This is a genomic window from Streptomyces bugieae (assembly GCF_036352915.1).
Taxonomy (GTDB): domain Bacteria; phylum Actinomycetota; class Actinomycetes; order Streptomycetales; family Streptomycetaceae; genus Streptomyces; species Streptomyces endophytica.
The window spans coordinates 13308-30510 of record NZ_JAZBJP010000052.1 but is presented as its reverse complement, the minus strand read 5'-3'; the positions used below and the strand labels follow the sequence as shown (position 1 = coordinate 30510).

At 74.4% G+C, this 17203-nt stretch carries 11 protein-coding genes and 1 pseudogene; 7 read left to right on the top strand and 5 right to left on the bottom strand.

The window, feature by feature from the left end; translation table 11 throughout:
* Position 1: 1 nt before the first annotated feature.
* Entirely contained in the window at positions 2 to 817 is an 816-nt protein-coding gene (locus tag V2J85_RS38020) for a TlyA family RNA methyltransferase (RefSeq protein ID WP_261952263.1), read from the top strand.
* Positions 814 to 1755 carry an NAD kinase gene (locus tag V2J85_RS38015; protein WP_261952264.1) on the top strand — a complete coding sequence of 314 codons (942 nt, stop codon included), beginning with the start codon at positions 814 to 816 and terminating at the stop codon, positions 1753 to 1755. The genes V2J85_RS38020 and V2J85_RS38015 overlap by 4 nt, the downstream gene beginning before the upstream one ends.
* A gap of 7 nt (positions 1756 to 1762) precedes the next feature.
* Here the strand turns inward: V2J85_RS38015 and V2J85_RS38010 are convergent, their stop codons facing one another.
* Together V2J85_RS38010 and V2J85_RS38005 are read right to left on the bottom strand one after the other, a co-directional pair.
* Complete coding sequence (locus V2J85_RS38010) at positions 1763 to 3229, bottom strand: S41 family peptidase (protein ID WP_330824125.1); 1467 nt, start codon at positions 3227 to 3229, stop codon at positions 1763 to 1765.
* A gap of 20 nt (positions 3230 to 3249) precedes the next feature.
* Positions 3250 to 4596: an ABC transporter permease gene (locus V2J85_RS38005; protein WP_330824124.1), complete on the bottom strand. Its 1347-nt coding sequence runs from the start codon at positions 4594 to 4596 to the stop codon at positions 3250 to 3252.
* 274 nt (positions 4597 to 4870) lie between these two features.
* On the opposite strand from V2J85_RS38005, the gene recN reads away from it, so the two are divergent.
* The 3 genes from recN (at position 4871) to V2J85_RS37990 (ending at position 9042) form a co-directional block, all read left to right on the top strand.
* The gene (recN, locus tag V2J85_RS38000) at positions 4871 to 6598 is read left to right on the top strand and encodes a DNA repair protein RecN (protein WP_261957190.1); all 1728 of its coding nucleotides are present in this window, start codon (positions 4871 to 4873) and stop codon (positions 6596 to 6598) included.
* 154 nt (positions 6599 to 6752) lie between these two features.
* Entirely contained in the window at positions 6753 to 7538 is a 786-nt protein-coding gene (locus tag V2J85_RS37995) for a hypothetical protein (RefSeq protein WP_261952267.1), read from the top strand.
* 355 nt (positions 7539 to 7893) lie between these two features.
* Positions 7894 to 9042, top strand: a complete 1149-nt coding sequence (locus V2J85_RS37990; protein WP_261952268.1) for a glycosyltransferase family 4 protein — start codon at positions 7894 to 7896, stop codon at positions 9040 to 9042.
* A 130-nt stretch (positions 9043 to 9172) separates the two neighbouring features.
* Here the strand turns inward: V2J85_RS37990 and V2J85_RS37985 are convergent, their stop codons facing one another.
* Together V2J85_RS37985 and V2J85_RS37980 are read right to left on the bottom strand one after the other, a co-directional pair.
* Entirely contained in the window at positions 9173 to 10807 is a 1635-nt protein-coding gene (locus V2J85_RS37985) for a PucR family transcriptional regulator (protein WP_261952269.1), read from the bottom strand.
* Between the two features lie 961 nt (positions 10808 to 11768).
* A pseudogene (locus V2J85_RS37980) lies at positions 11769 to 12755 on the bottom strand (LacI family DNA-binding transcriptional regulator); the annotation flags it as partial.
* 156 nt (positions 12756 to 12911) lie between these two features.
* Here V2J85_RS37980 and V2J85_RS37975 point away from each other — a divergent pair.
* Together V2J85_RS37975 and V2J85_RS37970 are read left to right on the top strand one after the other, a co-directional pair.
* A complete protein-coding gene (locus V2J85_RS37975) occupies positions 12912 to 14045 on the top strand; it encodes a glycoside hydrolase family 16 protein (protein ID WP_330824123.1) in 1134 nt (377 codons plus the stop codon).
* The gene (locus V2J85_RS37970; RefSeq protein WP_261952270.1) at positions 14042 to 15229 is read left to right on the top strand and encodes a beta-1,3-glucanase family protein; all 1188 of its coding nucleotides are present in this window, start codon (positions 14042 to 14044) and stop codon (positions 15227 to 15229) included. The genes V2J85_RS37975 and V2J85_RS37970 overlap by 4 nt, the downstream gene beginning before the upstream one ends.
* A gap of 91 nt (positions 15230 to 15320) precedes the next feature.
* Here V2J85_RS37970 and V2J85_RS37965 read toward each other — a convergent pair whose 3' ends face one another.
* The gene (locus V2J85_RS37965; protein WP_261957191.1) at positions 15321 to 17132 is read right to left on the bottom strand and encodes a glycoside hydrolase family 15 protein; all 1812 of its coding nucleotides are present in this window, start codon (positions 17130 to 17132) and stop codon (positions 15321 to 15323) included.
* Between the last annotated feature and the right edge of the window lie 71 nt (positions 17133 to 17203).

Sequence of the window (17203 nt, the reverse complement as noted above, 5' to 3'; positions counted from 1 at the left end):
GGTGGCAGGAGTGGCACGACGCCGACTCGACGCGGAGCTGGTGCGCCGCAAGCTGGCCCGCTCGCGCGAGCACGCCAGCCAGCTGATCGCCGCGGGCCGGGTGACCGTCGGCGGCACCACCGCGAGCAAACCGGCCACCCAGGTGGAGACCAGCGCGGCCGTGGTCGTCCGCGCCGACGACAGCGACCCCGACTACGTCTCGCGCGGCGGCCACAAGCTCGCCGGGGCGTTCGCCGCCTTCGTCCCGCACGGCCTGAAGATCGAGGGGCGCCGGGCGCTGGACGCCGGCGCCTCCACCGGCGGCTTCACCGACGTCCTGCTGCGGGCCGGCGCCGGTCATGTCGTCGCCGTCGACGTCGGATACGGCCAGCTCGCCTGGTCGCTGCAGAGCGACGAGCGGGTCACCGTGAAGGACCGCACCAACGTGCGCGAGTTGACGCTCGACCAGATCGACGGCCGGCCCGTCGACCTCGTCGTGGGCGACCTCTCGTTCATCCCCCTGGGGCTGGTGCTGCCCGCGCTGGTCGGCTGCGCGGCGCCCGACGCCGACCTGGTGCTGATGGTCAAGCCGCAGTTCGAGGTCGGCAAGGAGCGGCTGGGCAGCGGCGGCGTCGTGCGCAGCGCCGCGCTGCGGGCCGAGGCGGTCACGGCCGTCGCGGGCCGGGCGGCGGAACTCGGACTTGGCGTACTTGGAGTAGTTGCGAGCCCGCTGCCTGGACCTTCCGGGAATGTCGAGTACTTTCTGTGGCTGCGCGCCGGGGCGCCTGCACTCGACCCGGCGGATGTCGACCGTGCAGTGGCGGAGGGGCCTCGTTGACCACAACCCAGGCAGTTGAAGGCAGCGCAGCACACGAGAACACCGGAGCCCGGCGGACGGTGTTCCTGCTCGCACACACCGGCCGCCCGGCGGCCGTCCGCAGTGCCGAACTCGTCGTCCAGGGGCTGCTGCGCAGCGGCATCGGGGTGCGGGTACTGGCCGAGGAGGCCGCGGACCTGCCGCTGCCGTCCTCGGTCGAACGCGTCGAGCTGGAGCAGTGCGCGGCCGAGGGCTGCGAACTGCTGGTGGTCCTGGGCGGTGACGGGACCCTGCTGCGCGGCGCGGACTTCGCCCGGACGTCCGGCGTCCCGATGCTCGGCGTCAACCTCGGCCGGGTCGGCTTCCTCGCCGAGGCCGAGCGCGACGACCTCGACAAGGTCGTCGACCGGGTCGTCACCCGCGCCTACGAGGTCGAGGAGCGGATGACCCTCGACGTCCTCGTCCGCAACAACGGCAACGTCGTGCACACCGACTGGGCGCTCAACGAGGCGTCGGTGGAGAAGGCCGCGCGCGAGCGGATGCTGGAGGTCGTGACCGAGGTCGACGGCCGGCCGGTCTCCCGCTTCGGCGGCGACGGCGTGGTCTGCGCGACCCCCACCGGCTCGACCGCCTACGCCTTCTCGGCCGGCGGCCCGGTGGTCTGGCCCGAGGTCGAGGCGCTGCTGATGGTCCCCATCAGCGCCCACGCCCTCTTCGCCAAGCCGCTGGTGACCTCGCCGCACTCGGTCCTGGCCGTCGAGGTCCAGCCCAAGACGCCGCACGGCGTGCTGTGGTGCGACGGCCGCCGCTCCGTCGAACTCCCCGCCGGCGCCCGCGTCGAGGTCCGCCGCGGCGCCGTACCGGTCCGCCTGGCACGGCTGCACCACGCCTCCTTCACCGACCGCCTGGTCGCCAAGTTCGCCCTCCCGGTGGCGGGCTGGCGGGGGGCGCCCCACTAGCGGGCGCTCACGACGACCCCGCGAGGAGTGCCCTGGCGCGGGCCAGGGCCGGGTCCCGGTGGGCGGCGAGGTCCGCGTCGGCGAAGACCGGGACCGGTACGGCCGGGGGGATGCCGGCGCCGTCGAAGGTCCGGCCGCCGGCGGTCAGGAACTCCTCGTTGGGCAGGCCGAAGCGCCAGCCGTTCGGCAGGCCGCGGTCCAGGACGTCGGAGAACACGCCCTGGGTGTGCTCCCCGATCCGGGTGGGCGCGGGGGAGCGGCCCATCAGGGCCTGGGTGAAGGTCTCGCCCGCACTGATGGTGAGACGGCCGGTGAGGAGTGCCACCGGGCCGGTGTAGACCGGCCCGTGGTGCGGCCCGACCCGCACCGGCACGGGCGTGGTGAACCGTGCCGGATCCCGCGGGTCGTTGCGCGCCCGCTTGCGGTAGGCGGAATAGCCGCGGTCGGTCAGCCGGGAGGCGATGCGCAGGCCCAGCGGATCGGCGCCGCCGCCGTTCAGCCGGACGTCGACGATCAGGCCGCGCAGCGCCCCCGGGCCCCGGGTACGGCCCTTCGTGAACACGGCGTCCAGGGCGCGGTCGAGCTCGGCGACGTCCCCCGTGTAGTCGCCCTTCTTCGTGTACCCGGCGAACTGGGTGACGCGGAAGTAGCCGATACGGCCGGGCAGATCGGCATAGGACAGCTTGCCCTGCGCCCACGCGCGCCGGTGGACGCCGGGACCGAGACCGGCCGCCATCGCCGCCTCGACCCGGGCGGTGAAGGCCGGGGTGGGCAGGACCGTACCGGGACGTTTCCCCGCGAACCACCGGTCGGGGCCGGCGACGACCCGGGTGTGCGCATCGTGCAGCGGCTCGATCATCGCGCGCAGCACCGCGAACAGTTCGGCGTCGGTCGTCCGGGCCGTGATCCGGGGGCGGTAGCGGTCGCGGACCGCCGCCCAGTCGACCTTCTTCGCCCGGAAGAACGGGTAGTTCTCGGCATACGTCCGCCAGAACACGTCGAAGACCGCCCGGGGATCGCGCGACGGGCGCCCGGCGCACCGGGCGGGCAGCGCGGCGATCCGGTGCAGGGCCCGCCGCCCCGCGTTGTCCGCACTCGTCAGCCGGGCGCCGCCGGAGCCGTCCGGGGCCACCGTGAGCGGCGCCGAGTCCGGCACCGTGAACCGGCTCCGGCCCCGCGCGTCGGGCCCGCCCGCCCGGGTGCCCGTGACGGCCCCCGGCAGACAGCTGACGGCGGTGGTCTCGTACGTCCGCAGGCTGCGGCCCTTGACAGTGACGAGGGTCCCGTAGCCGTCCATCCGCCAGACGCCCTCCAGGGACGTGCGGGTGGCGGACGGCGGCCGGGAAGCGGTGGCGGCCGGGTCGGGTGCGCAGGCGGTGGTGGCGGTCAGCGCGGTCACGGCCGTCACGGCGGCGAACAGCGCGAGCGTGCCGCGGGGGCGAGGGGAGCGGCCGGGGCCGCAGCGGTCGTTCATCGGATACCTCGTGAGGGTGGTCAGGCCGCGGCCAGGGTGTCCGTGGCGCGGTGGCGCAGGGTCAGATGGACCGGCAGACCGGTCGCGAGCAGGGCGAGCAGCAGGGTGCCGCCGGCGATCGCGGCGGCCGTCGTCCAGGGCACGTACGGCAGCGCGCCACCGAACGTCCGCCGGAGCACCGGGGCGAGCGTGAGAAGCGCGATGGCCGTGCCGAGGACCAGGGCGGTGCCCGCGACGACGGCCGCCTCCCAGGCCGCCATCGCCCGCACCTGGCGGCGGTACGAACCGATCAGCCGCAGCAGCGCCAGCTCGCGGCGGCGCTCGGCGGTGATCACGGCGAGGGTGTTGGCGGCGGCGATGGCGGCGAACCCCGCGTACAGCCCGGTGCCGACGTAGTCCAGCCACACCTGGTCGGGCGGGCCGGCGGAACCGGTCCGGTGCTGCGCGGTGGTGTGCAGCGCGATCTTCGTGGTGCCGAACGCCACCACCAGCACCAGCGGGACCACCGCCGCGGAGAACCGGCGGGACTGCGTCGTCACGTTCCGCATCGCCAGCCCGGCCGCGCCGCCCCGGCCGACCAGCCGGGACAGCAGCCACGCCGCCGGGCCCACCAGCCGCGGCCCCAGCAGCGCCACCCCCGCACAGAACAGCAGCAGCACCAGGAACGCGCCCTGGCCGGCCTTCTCGGCGGGCTGGTCGGCCAGCAGCCGGGAGAGCAGCACCCCGCCCGCCGTCGCCAGGAGCCCCAGCGGCAGCCGCAGCGGCCCCAGCCCCCGGCGCCCGGCCGCCGCCTCCGCGAGCGCCCGCGCGGGCCGCAGTCCCGCGAACCGGGCGGCCGCGAGCAGCCCGGCCACCGCCGACGTCACCACCGCGACCGCCAGGCACACCGGCAGCGCCACCCAGCTGAACCGGAAGGCCACCGTGCCGGGGATCAGGCCGCGGGCGACCATGCCGTCGAACCACCAGCGCGCCAGCACCACGCCCAGCCCGCACCCCGCGAGCGCCGCCGGCACGGCCGCCATCACCGCCTGCGCGGCCACCGCCCGCCGGATCTGCCACGGACGCGCACCGACCGCGCGCAGCATCGCGAACTCGCGGTGCTGCTGGGCGACGGCCGTACCCATCGTCGAGGCGACCACGAAGACCGACAGATAGACCGAGCCGAGGAGCAGCACCAGCGCCATGTCCCCGACACCGTGGGCCGCCATCGTCCGCCGCGCGGTGACCGGGACGCCGTCCGCGCCGGTCGCCGCGAGCATCGTCACCGACGCCCCGACGACCGCGGCGGCGAACAGCGCCGCCACCGCCGTCCCCGCGAACGCCGGCCGGTGACCGCGCAACGCCGCGCGCGCCAATCCGCTGGGCATGAACGCACCTTTCGTTTCGCAACCGTGATCAGGGCGGTCGGACCGGAACGTGATCGACGCGGCCGTCCCGGACCTGACCTGCGTGGTCGTCCCGGGAGCCGGCGGGGCGCCCGTCCCGGAACCGTGATCAGGGTCGCGGCCCGGCGGTACCGGGCACCATGCGGAAACCCTCCGTTTTCGGGTGGGGTTTTCCGCAGTACCGGGCGGACGGGAGAGGGGAGGCCGTCGCGGGGCGCCCCCGGGACCTCGTAAGGTCGTATCCGTGTTGGAGGAGATGCGGATCCGGTCCCTGGGCGTCATTGACGACGCCGTAGTCGAGCTGTCCCCGGGCTTCACGGCGGTGACCGGCGAGACGGGCGCCGGCAAGACCATGGTCGTCACCAGCCTCGGCCTGCTGCTCGGCGGGCGCGCCGACCCCGCCCTGGTACGGATCGGCGCCAAGTCGGCCGTCGTCGAGGGCAGGATCAGCGTCGGCCCCGAGACCCCGGCCGCGGTACGTGCCGAGGAGGCCGGCGCCGAGCTCGACGACGGTGCCCTGCTGATCAGCCGCACCCTCTCCGCCGAGGGCCGCTCGCGGGCCCACGTCGGCGGCCGCTCCGTACCCGTCGGCCTGCTGGGCGAGTTGGCCGACGACCTGGTCGCCGTGCACGGCCAGACCGACCAGCAGGGCCTGCTCCGCCCCGCCCGGCAGCGCCAGGCCCTGGACCGCTACGCCGGCGACGCGGTCGACGTCCCGCTCGCCAAGTACACCGCCGCGCACCGCCGGCTGCGCGCCGTCACGACCGAACTGGACGAGCTGACCACCCGGGCCCGGGAACGCGCCCAGGAAGCCGATCTGCTGCGGTTCGGCCTCGACGAGATCGCCGCGGTCGAACCGCAGCCCGGCGAGGACACCGAACTCGCCGCCGAGGCCGAGCGGCTCGGCCACGCCGAGGCACTGGCCTCCGCCGCGACCGCCGCCCACGCCGCACTGGCCGGCAACCCCGAGGACCCCGAAGGCGTCGAGGCCACCACGCTCGTCGCCGGCGCGCACCGCGCCCTCGAAGCAGTACGCGGCCACGACCCGGAGCTCGCCGGCCTCGCCGACCGCCTCGGGGAGATCGGCATCCTGATGGCCGACGTGGCGGGCGAGCTCGCCGGTTACGCCGACAACCTCGACGCCGACCCGCTGCGGCTCGCCGCGGTCGAGGAGCGCCGCGCCGCCCTGAACCACCTGACCCGCAAATACGGCGAGGACATCGCCGCGGTGCTGGCCTGGTCGGAGCGGAGCGCCGCCCGGCTCGCCGAACTGGACGGCGACGACGACCGGATCGGCGAACTCACCGCCGAGCGCGACGCACTCCGGGCCGAACTGGGCGAACTCGCCCAGACGTTGACCGATGCCCGCACCGCGTCCTCGAAGCGCTTCGCGGACGCCGTGACCGCCGAACTCGCCGAGCTGGCCATGCCGCACGCCCGGGTGACCGTCGAGATCCGGCAGACCGAGGTGCCCGAGGACGCCGACGGCATCGTGGTCGGCGGCCGCACCGTCGCCTACGGGCCGGCCGGCGCCGACGAGGTCGAACTCCTCCTGGCCCCGCACCCGGGCGCCCCGCCCCGCCCGATCGCCAAGGGGGCGTCCGGCGGTGAACTCTCCCGGGTGATGCTCGCCGTCGAGGTGGTCTTCGCCGGCTCCGACCCCGTACCGACCTACCTCTTCGACGAGGTCGACGCGGGCGTCGGCGGCAAGGCGGCCGTCGAGGTCGGCCGGCGGCTGGCCCGGCTCGCCAAGTCGGCCCAGGTCGTGGTCGTCACCCACCTCCCGCAGGTCGCCGCCTTCGCCGACCGGCAGCTCCTGGTGGCGAAGACCAACGACGGCTCGGTCACCAGGAGCGGCGTCACGATCCTGGAGGGCGAGGAACGGGTCCGCGAACTCTCCCGCATGCTCGCCGGCCAGGAAGACTCCGAAACGGCCCGCGCCCACGCCGAGGAACTCCTGGAAACGGCCCGCACGGGCCGCTAGGGCCGGTCCGGTGGGTTGTCCGACGGGCCAGGGTCGGAAAAGGCCCTGAACGTGTCGTCCCGCCCGGCGGCGCTCCCTGAGGTGGGCCGGTCCGCCCCCGCGCCCTAGGGTGACGGGAGTTCGAGCCGGCAGGGTGCCGGGCGAGGGGAGTGACATGGTGGCGGTGGCAGGCGGCAAGGCGTTCACACGGATCTCGGCGCTGCTGGCGGCGGCAGGGGCGACCCGGGTCGCCTACGGGGCGCTCAGGAGCCGGCCGCCGGGCGGCGCCGTCCTGTGGGAGCGCAAGAACCACGCCGGCCGCACCGTCCACCTGCACGCCGGGCTCGCCACGGCCGCCGGCACGGCCCTCGCCGCGGCCACCGCCCCGGGACTGCCCGCCCGCACCCGGGCGGCAGCCGCGCTGGCCGTACTGGCGGCCGGGGCCTGCGGGGCGTACGACGACGTCTTCGGCGCCGGTGATCCCCGCCGCGGATTCCGGGCCCACCTCGCGGCGCTGCGGAACCGTGAGGTCACCAGTGGGGCGGTGAAGCTGTTCGGCATCGGCGCCGCCGGTCTCGCGGCGGGCGCCCTGGTGAAGGAACGCCCGGCCGACAAGCTCCTGGCGGGCGTGGTCATCGCGGGCTCGGCGCACGTGGTGAACCTCCTCGACGTCCGCCCCGGCCGCGCGGCCGGCGCCGTACTGGCCCTCGGCGCGCCCGGCCTTCTCCGGCGCGGCCCGGCCGGACCGCTGTCCGCCGCACCCATGGGAGCCGCGGCCGCGGTCGCCCGTGACGACCTGGAGGAACGCACCATGCTCGGCGACGCCGGCGCCCACGCCCTCGGCGCCGCCCTCGGCCTCGCCGTCGCCACCGGCACCACCCGCCCCGCCCTGACGGCCCACGCCGCGGCCCTCGTCGCCGCCACGATCGCGGGGGAGCGCGTCAGCCGGAGCGGCGCGTAGGGGCCGGGCAGCGGAGCGAACGCGTCGTGCGCGCCTCCCGGTGGGGCGGATGGCGCGCTCCGGTGGGCGGCTCACCCGTACGTACCGTCGACCCGCGCGGGCGGATTGTCATCCGTGTGGGTGATCTCAAGGGCGCTGGGGTGAGACTTCCCACCGGAACGGCGGGCGGACGATGCCGAATTGACGCCGCCGGACTGGCATCCTGGGCCCGGTGCGCGGTTCCGGGCGCGCTCGCTGCGTCCTGCCGTCTTCCGGTGGGTCGGCCCGCCCGGTGGCGCGCCGCGCAGCGCCCGCACCCAGCGGACCGACCTCACCGGTACGGCCCGTTCCGCCTCGACCCAGGAGTCCCGCACACGTGAGTACCCCGACCTCGACGCACGGGCTGTCACCGCTGCGCACGGTCCAGGTGCTGGGGTACGGCGGCGCCGGCAGCGCGGCCCATGTCCGCTCGCTGGCCGAGGGACTGGTGGCGCGCGGCGTCCGGGTCACCGTCTGCGCCACCCCGGAATCCGAGGAGGCGTACGACTTCACCGGCGCAGGTGCGCGGTTCGTCGACGTTCCTCCGCGGATGGACCCGGTGAGCGTGGCGACGCTGCGCAGCGCCTGCTGGGACGCCGACCTGGTCCATGCGCACGGCCTGCGGGCGGGGCTGCGCGCCTCGATGGCGCTGCGCGGACTGCGCGGCCCCAGGGGAGGGCGGCGGGTCCCGTTGGTCATCACCTGGCACACGAGTCCGCACACCGAGGGCGCGCGGGCCGGCGTGGTGCACCTGATGGAGCGTCGGGTGGCCCGGGCCGCCGCCGTGGTCCTGGGCGCCTGCTCCGACCTCGTCGACCGGGCCCGCGAGCGGGGTGCGCGCGACGCCCGGCTCGCCCCGGTCGCCATTCCGCGGCCCCGCTCCGGTGGAGCGCCGGCCGAGCCCGAGGAACGCGACCACCTGCGCCACAAGGAGCGGGCCGAACTGGGCGCGACCGGACGCCCGTTGCTGCTCGCGGTCGGCCGCCTCGACCCCGGCCAGGGCCACGACCTGCTGCTGGACGCCGCACACGCCTGGTGTGCGCTCGACCCCCAGCCGCTGGTCGTCATCGCGGGGGAGGGCGCCCAACGGGCCGCGCTGCAACGCCGGATCGACCTGGAGGAGCTGCCCGTCCAGCTGCTCGGCCGCCGCGACGACGTCCCCGAACTCCTCGCCGCCGCCGACCTCGTGGTGCTGCCCAGCAGGTGGGAGGCGCGCTCGCTGATCGCGCAGGAGGCGCTGCGTGCCGGGGTGCCGCTGGTCGCGACCGACACCGGCGGCACCCGCGAACTGGTCGGCCGGGCCGCGGAACTGGTCCCCTACGGAGACGCCGCCGCCCTGGCCCGCAGCGTGCTCGCCCTGCTCGCGGACCCCGACCGCCGGGACGCACTCGCCGAGGCCGGCCGCATCCAGGCGGCCGGCTGGCCGACCGAGAACGACACCATCACCCAAGTACTCAGCGTCTACGACGAGTTGACGCAGCCCTAGTCCTGGTCCTGGCCCCCCTGGCCCTGGCCCCCCTGGCTCTGGCCCTGGACCTGGACCTGGCCTTGGACCGGGCCCGAGTCCTGGCCGTCGCCGCACCGGGCTGCGTGACGGGTACGGCCGCGGCCGTGGGCTACGGCCGGTCGGTGTGGCGCCTGGCGCGCAGGGCCAGGCGCAGGCCCAGCACGGTCTGCGGATCGTCCAGGTCGGTGCCGAGCAGCTGGGCGATGCGGGCCAGCCGGTCGTAGAGGGTCTGCCGGTTGACGTTCAGATCGCGGGCCGTCTCGGCCTTGCGCCCCGCGCTGGCCAGATAGGCCTCCAGCGTCGGCAGCAACGGCTGCCGGGCGCCGCGGTCGTGGGCGAGCAGCGGGCCGATGGCACGGTCCACGAAATCGCTGAGCACACCCTGTTCGCCCTGTTCGCGCATCCGCCACAGCAGCAGCTCGATGTCCAGCCGGCGCGCGTCGTACCAGGGCTGTTCCGAAAGGCCCTGGGCGGCCGCCGCGGCCTCCGCGGCGTGCCGCAGCCCGGGGCCGGCCGCCGCCCAGTCACCCGCGGCGCCGACGACGACCACCGGCCGGTGCGCCGTCGGGCGGTCCAGCCCCGCGCGGACCACCCCGGCGCGCAGTGCCTCGGCGACGCGGTCGGCGAGCTCCTCGCGCTGCTGGCCGGCGCGCAGCGCCACGAGCATCGGCACCCGGCCCTCCACGGGGCGTACGCCGAGGAGCACCGGCGCCCCGAGGGCGGCGAGTTCCTCGCGCAGGGTCTGGGCGAGCAGCGCCCAGCTGTTGGGGGTGGGGAGGCCGGCCGGTAGCCGCATGACCACCGGAAGGACCGGTTCCGGGCCGGGGCGGAAACCGAGCAACCGGGCCTGTGCGGGCGCCTCGGCCGCGGAGATCCGGCCCTCCGCCAGATCGGCGAGGAAGTCGCCGCGGCCGCGGGCGGCCAGCACCTCCTCCTGGCGGGACTGGAGCATCACGACGGCGAGCAGATCGGCGGCACGTTCCGCGGCGATCCGGTGCACCGGCGCCACCGGGGCGTTGACGGGCAGCAGCACCAGGCGGGCGCGGACCGCGTCGGGGCCGTGCCCGCCACCGGGGACGTCGATCCGGACACCGGAATCGCGCAGGCCCTCCCAGGCCAGCAGCGGGTCCGCGTCGGCGGTTCCCTCCTCGTCGCCGCCGTCCGGGCCCGCGGCGTACAGCGGGCTGCCGTCCGGGGCCTCCAGGCAGAGCGGGTTGCCGGTGAACACGGCCAGCAGCCGCAGCACCTCGGGCGCGCCCCCGCCGCGCAGCAGGACGTCGGTACACCGGCGCAGGATCTGGTCGGCGCGGCGCAGCAGCGCGTAGTGGCTGTTGATGATCTCCGTGTGGATGGCCTCGGTGACCGTGACGTACGGGACCTCGCGGTGCAGCTGGATCAGCGGCAGACCACAGTCCCGTGCGGCGTCCACCAGCGCCGGGGGCAGCGATTCGAAACGAGAGCCCAGCTCCACGACGAGAGCAGCGATCTCGCGGTCCGCGAGCTTACGGATGAAGGCCCGCTGCTCGGACGGCCGGGTGCCCAGTCCGAGGCCGGTGGTCAGCAGCAGCTCGCCGCCCTTCAGCAGCGAGGCGATGTGCGGCACCTCGCCCGCGTGCACCCAGCGCACCGCGCGGTCCAGCCGGTCCCCACCGGCCAGCACCTCCGGCAGCCCGCGCCGCAGCGCGGGCAGCTCCAGCGCCCTGCGTACCGTGATCTCGGCTTCGATTTTTGCTTCCGGCCCCATGCCGACGAACGGTACCCGCAGTCCGCTATCCGGAGCCTCTCCGTCCTGGGGGCGGGGACTGGGGGGCGAGGGCGGCGTCCGGGGTCGAGAGCGCTGCTCTCGTCCGAGAGCGACGGTCGGGTCGGGAAGCGGTGGTCGGGTCGGGGAGCGGTGGCCGGGTCGGGGAGCGGTGATCGGGGGCGAGAGAAGCGGCCGGGTCCGAGAGCGGTGCTCCGGGTCGAGAGCGGTGGCAGGGCCTGAGGGCGACGGTCGGGTCCGAGCGCGGTGGTCTTGTCCCGACAGCGGCACTCTTGTGGTCAAGAGCCCCGGCTGTCCGAGAGCAGCCGCCAGGTTCGAGAGCGGCGGCCCCGCCCGAGTGCACCGGCCGTTTCCGAGAGCGGTGCTCCGGGCGGAGAGCAGCATCCCCGTCCGAGAGCGGGGGTGCCGCCGCACCGGGAAGCCGGGCTCCGGCTGTACGGCGGCCCGCCCCCCGTCGCGTCATGCCCCCGTCGCGTCACGCCCCCGTCGCTTCACGCCAGGGCCGCGTCCGAGCCGAGCTGGTCCGAGCCACGCTTGTCCGAGCCCACGCCCATCCGGGCCCACGTTCGTCCGGGCCCGCGCCTCGTACCGGGACGGCCCCTCACGTCGACTCCCGTACCACCAACCGTGCCTCCGTGATCACCGGTGCCAGCTCCGGCGCAGCCGCCGCGCCACTCGCCGCCGTCCCGCGATCCGCCGCGCTCCCACGACCCTTTCCGCTGCTGAGACCCGCGCGAGCACCGCTCCCACGGTCCGCACCGCTCCCACGGTCCGCACCGCTCCCACGGTCCGCACCGCTCCCACGGTCCGCACCGCTCCCACGGTCAGCTCCGTCATCGACACCACTCCCACGATCCGCACCACTCCCAGGATCCGCACCGCTCCCACGACCCGCACCATCCGCAAGCTCCGCACCGTCGTCGTCCCCGGCCCCCGAACCCCGCGCACCCCCCGCCCGCCGCGTATCCAGCAGCCGCAGCAGCAGCCGGGCCATCAGTCGGCCCATCTCCTCCACGTCCTGCCGCACCGTGGTCAGCGGCGGGTCCGCCCAGGCCGCCGGTTCCAGGTCGTCGTAGCCGACCACCGCCACGTCGTCCGGGACCCGCCGCCCCCGCGCCCGCAGGGTCCGCAGGGCGCCGTTCGCCATCAGGTCGGAGCACACGAAGACGGCGTCCAGGTCCGGCGCGGTGTCCAGCAGCGTGGCCATGGCGCGCTCGCCGCCCTCCGCCGTGAAGCCGCCGTCCGCGACCAGCCGTGGATCGGGCTCGCTCGTGCCCAGCGCCTCCAGATAGCCGTCGAGCCGGTCCACCGCCGACGTCTGGTCGAGCGGGCCGGTGATCACCGCGATCCGCCGACGGCCGCGGTCGAGGAGATGGCGTACGGCCTGCCGGGCGCCGTCGCGGTTGTCCGTGTCGACGTACAGCGGCCGCGGCGCGCGGTCGGCGCCCGCCCAGCCGGGCCGGCCGCCGTACACCGTGGGCAGCCCGGCGCGCTCGGCCATGGCGGGCAGCGGGTCGTCGCGGTGCAGCGAGAACATCAGCGCGCCGTCGACATGGCCCCCCGCCAGATAGCGGCCGATGCGGTCGTAGTCGGCGCGGTGCTCGACGAACATCAGCAGGAGCTGGGTGTCGGCGGCGGCCAGTTCCCGGCTGATGCCCCGTAGTTGACGGCCGAAGAAGGGGTCGGTGAAGACCCGGGCCTCCGGTTCCGCGATGACCACGGCGACCGCTCCGGTGCGGCGGGTGACCAGGGTGCGGGCCGCGCTGTTCGGTACGTAACCCAGCTCGTGCACCGCCTGGCGGACCCGTTCCTGGACCGCCTCCCGTACGCCCGTACCGCCGTTGACCACGCGGGACACCGTGGCGCGGGAGACGCCGGCGCGCGCCGCGACCGCCTCCAGCGTGGGCCGCCCACCGTTCGGTTCAGGCACGTTCCAACTCCTTTTTCGACTCGGTGACTTGACGGTGTGCCGTCGAGTCGGCAGGGTGCACGGAGGACGTCATGAGAGCGCTCTCAAGCGCGGTGTCCCCACGGATACCCCCCGGAACTCCTCACTACCCCCCACTGTTTCCGAGGAGAGAATGTCATGAGCATGAGGAAAAGAGCGGTGCTCTTCGCCATGAGCGCCGCACTCGTCAGCACCTGCTCCCTCGCCCTCGCCCTCCCCACCGCCTCCGCGGGGGAAGCGGCTCCGGCGACCGGCACCGCACACCCACCGAGCACGGACCGCACGGCGAGCACCGCCCGCACGACGAGCACCGCCCGCACGGCGAACAGCGCCCGCACCGCGAACGCCGCGAACGCCGCGACCGCCTTCCAGGAAGTGTGGCGTACGGACTTCAACGGCGCTGCCGGATCACGCCCCTCCAGCGACGACTGGATCACCGACACCGGTACCGGCTACCCCGGCGGCCCCGCCAACTGGGGCACCGGCGAACGCGAGACGTACACCGACCGCCCCGAGAACCTCCAGCTCGACGGCGCCGGCCACCTCAAGATCACCGCACTGAAGGACGGCGCCACCTGGACCTCGGCCCGCATCGAGAGCCGGCGCACCGACTTCGCCGCCCCGGCCGGCGGCAAGCTCCGCATCGAGGCGAGCATCCGGATGCCCGACGTCACCGGTGACACCGCGCTCGGCTACTGGCCCGCCTTCTGGACGCTGGGCGCCGACTACCGCGGCAACTACCGGAACTGGCCGGGCATCGGCGAGTTCGACGTCATGGAGAACGTCAACGGCATCAACAAGGTCTGGGGCACGCTGCACTGCGGCGTCAACCCCGGTGGGCCGTGCAACGAGACCCAGGGCAAGGGCAGCTCCCGCGAGTGCCCCGGCACCGCCTGCCAGGCCGGCTTCCACACGTACGCGCTGGAGCTGGACCGCACCAACGGCGCCGCGGAGTCGCTGAACTGGTATGTCGACGGGCAGAAGTTCCACACCGTGACGTCGGCCGAGATGGACGCCGACACCTGGGCGAAGGCCACCCATCACGGCCACTTCCTGCTGCTCAACCTCGCGATGGGCGGGGCGTTCCCGGACGGCGTCGCGGGCAGGGCGACACCCACCGACACCACCCGCCCCGGCGGCTCGCTCCTCGTCGACCACGTCGCGGTCTCCGTCCAGCAGCCCGCAACAGCGGCCGCCCGTACGGACCGCGAGCCCGCCCCCGCCGCTGCCACCGACCGGCACCCCGCCGCCCCGCAAGGAGCCACCCCGTGATCACTCGACGTACCCTGCTCGGCGGACTCGCCGCCGGCGCCGCCACCGCCTCCGGCATCACCCTGGCCGGCCGCGCCCTCGGGTCCCCTCTGGAGGCACGTACGACCTCGGGGCACAAACGGTCGGCGGGGGCGGTCCCCCTGCGCATCCTCAACAACTCGGGGGCGTACGGGAATTCCTCGGTGTGGGTGTACATCGTGGGGAATGACGGGGCGCAGCAGGTGTGGGTCGGGCCGGACGGGGGACTCAAGCCCGTGGCGCTCGGCGACAACGGGCCGGACGGGTACACCGATTACGCCATCCCGCTCGCCGCGAGCGGGGCCACGACCGTCCCCCTGCCGCAGATGTCCGGCCGGATCTACGTCGCGCTGGGCAGCAAGCTCAAGTTCAAGGCCGTCAAGGACGGCAACGGCAAGCCCGCGCTCGCCTACCCGGCGGGCTGGGTCTCCGGTGACCCCAACTACGACGTCCTCCACGACTGCGCCGAGTTCACCCACAACTCCGGCGGCCTGTACTGCAACACCACCATGGTCGACATGTTCAGCGTGCCGCTCGCCATCGAGCTCTCCGGCGCCAAGGAGCAGACCACCGGAACCCTCAAGGACGGCGCCCGCGCCCGCGTCTTCGCGGACGTCAAGGCCGCCGAGGGCTTCGACCGGCTGGTCATCGGCGACAAGCGGGTGATCGCCCCCGGTCACGGCCTCGACAGCGGACTGTTCGGCAAGGACTACCTCGCCCCCGCCATCGACGAGGCCTGGTCCGCCTACGCGAGCAAGGACCTGACCGTCACCACCAACGCCGGAACCTTCACCGGCCGGGTCAGCGGCGGCAAACTCACCTTCCGTGGGCCGGGCACGGTCTCCTTCGACAAGCCGTCCACCCGCGACGTCCTCTTCTGCGACGGCACCCTGGCCGCCCCCAACGACGGCACCCTCGGCCCGGTGGCCGCCGTCCTGGGCGCGGCCCTCAACCGCTCCACCCTGGTCTCCCAGGCGCACCAGCCCACCACCGACCCCGCCGCCTTCTACCGGCAGCGGCTGACCAACCACTACGCCAAGGCCATGCACGCCGCCACCCAGGACGGCCGGGCCTACGGCTTCGCCTTCGACGACGTCGCCGGCTTCGCCTCGTACATCGAGGACGGCGCCCCGAAGGAGATCACGCTCACCCTGACCCCCTTCTGACGCACCCGGCCGTCCCGATCTCCCGGCCCACACGCCGCGGCCGCCCCCGGAACACTCCCGGGGGCGGCCGCGGCGTACACCACCGGCGGGCTCAGCCGCCGTACGCCCCGCTCGCGGTCAGCCGCAGCGCGGTGTCGATCAGCGGAACGTGGCTGAACGCCTGCGGGAAGTTGCCCACCTGGCGCTTGGCCTTGGGGTCCCACTCCTCCGCGAGCAGCCCGAGGTCGTTGCGGAGCGAGAGCAGCTTCTCGAAGAGCTTGCGGGCCTCGTCGACCCGCCCGATCATCGCCAGGTCGTCCGCGAGCCAGAACGAGCAGGCCAGGAAGGCACCCTCCTCGCCCTCCAGGCCGTCCACGCCGAGTTCGCCCTGGCCGGCCGTCGGGTAGCGCAGCACGAAGCCGTCCTCGGTGGTCAGCTCCCGCTGGATCGCCTCGATCGTGCCGATGACGCGCTTGTCGTCCGGCGGCAGGAACCCGACCTGCGGGATCAGCAGCAGCGAGGCGTCCAGCTCCTGCGAGCCGTAGGACTGGGTGAAGGTGTTGCGCTCCTTGTCGTAACCCTTCTCGCAGACGTCCCGGTGGATCGTCTCGCGCAGGTCCTTCCAGCGCTCCAACGGGCCGTCGACGTCCCCGGACTCGATCAGCTTGACGGTGCGGTCCACCGCGACCCAGGTCATCACCTTGGAGTGGACGAAGTGCCGGCGCGGGCCGCGGACCTCCCAGATGCCCTCGTCCGGCTCGTCCCAGTGCTTCTCCACCCACTGGATCAGCTTGAGCTGGAGCAGCGAGGCGTAGTCGTTGCGGGCCAGGCCGGTCATGTGCGCCAGGTGCAGCGCCTCGGTGACCTCGCCGTAGACGTCGAGCTGGAGCTGGCCCGCGGCGCCGTTGCCGACCCGCACCGGACGGGAATTCTCGTACCCGGGAAGCCAGTTGAGCTCGTTCTCGCCGAGCTCGCGCTCACCGGCGATGCCGTACATGATCTGCAGGTTGTCCGGGTCACCGGCCACCGCCCTCAGCAGCCACTCCCGCCAGGCCCGGGCCTCTTCGCGGTAGCCGGTGCGCAGCAGCGAGGAGAGGGTGATCGCGGCGTCCCTCAGCCAGGTGAAGCGGTAGTCCCAGTTGCGGACGCCGCCGATGCACTCGGGCAGCGAGGTGGTCGGCGCGGCGACGATCCCGCCGGTCGGCGCGTACGTCAGCGCCTTCAGCGTGATCAGCGAGCGGACCACGGCGTCGCGGTAGGGACCGTGGTACGTGCAGTGCTCGACCCACTCGCGCCAGAACTCCTCGGTGGCCTCCAGCGACCCCTCCGGGTCCGCCACGGCCGGCGGCTGGTGGTGCGAGGGCTGCCAGCTGATCGTGAACGCGATCCGCTCGCCCGGCGAGACGGTGAAGTCGGAGAAGGTCGTCAGGTCCTTCCCGTACGTCTCGACCTCGGTGTCCAGCCATACGGAGTCCGGGCCGGCGACCGCGACGGTCCGCTCGTCGATCTTGTGCACCCAGGGCACCACCCAGCCGTACGCGAACCGCATCCGCAGCTCCGAACGCATCGGGACGCGGCCGCTGACGCCCTCCACGATGCGGATCACCTGCGGTGCGCCGTCACGGGGCGGCATGAAGTCGATCACCCGGACGGTACCGCGCGGGGTGTCCCACTCGGATTCCAGCACGAGTGAATCGCCCCGGTAGCGGCGGCGGTCGGCGGGCTGCGGCCCGTCCTCGGAACCGGTCACCGGTCCCATCCGCCAGTAGCCGTTCTCCTCTGTGCCCAGCAGCCCTGCGAAGACCGCCGGCGAGTCGAAGCGGGGCAGGCACAGCCAGTCGACCGTCCCGTCCCTGCACACTAGAGCGGCGGTCTGCATATCGCCGATAAGTGCGTAGTCCTCGATGCGCCCGGCCACGTGCATCTCCCGTCGAACTGGAGTCACGCCCCCCATGGGACGTTGTGATCTGTCCGTCCTGCCCATGAAACGTCGCC

Bases quoted from the DNA above. Each gene is read 5' to 3' on its own strand.
- V2J85_RS38010 (WP_330824125.1), bottom strand. From the start codon at position 3,229: ATGAACGACCGCTGCGGCCCCGGCCGCTCCCCTCGCCCCCGCGGCACG.
- V2J85_RS38005 (WP_330824124.1), bottom strand. From the start codon at position 4,596: ATGCCCAGCGGATTGGCGCGCGCGGCGTTGCGCGGTCACCGGCCGGCG.
- recN (WP_261957190.1), top strand. From the start codon at position 4,871: ATGCGGATCCGGTCCCTGGGCGTCATTGACGACGCCGTAGTCGAGCTG.
- V2J85_RS37995 (WP_261952267.1), top strand. From the start codon at position 6,753: ATGGTGGCGGTGGCAGGCGGCAAGGCGTTCACACGGATCTCGGCGCTG.
- V2J85_RS37985 (WP_261952269.1), bottom strand. From the start codon at position 10,807: ATGGGGCCGGAAGCAAAAATCGAAGCCGAGATCACGGTACGCAGGGCG.
- V2J85_RS37975 (WP_330824123.1), top strand. From the start codon at position 12,912: ATGAGCATGAGGAAAAGAGCGGTGCTCTTCGCCATGAGCGCCGCACTC.
- V2J85_RS37965 (WP_261957191.1), bottom strand. From the start codon at position 17,132: ATGCACGTGGCCGGGCGCATCGAGGACTACGCACTTATCGGCGATATG.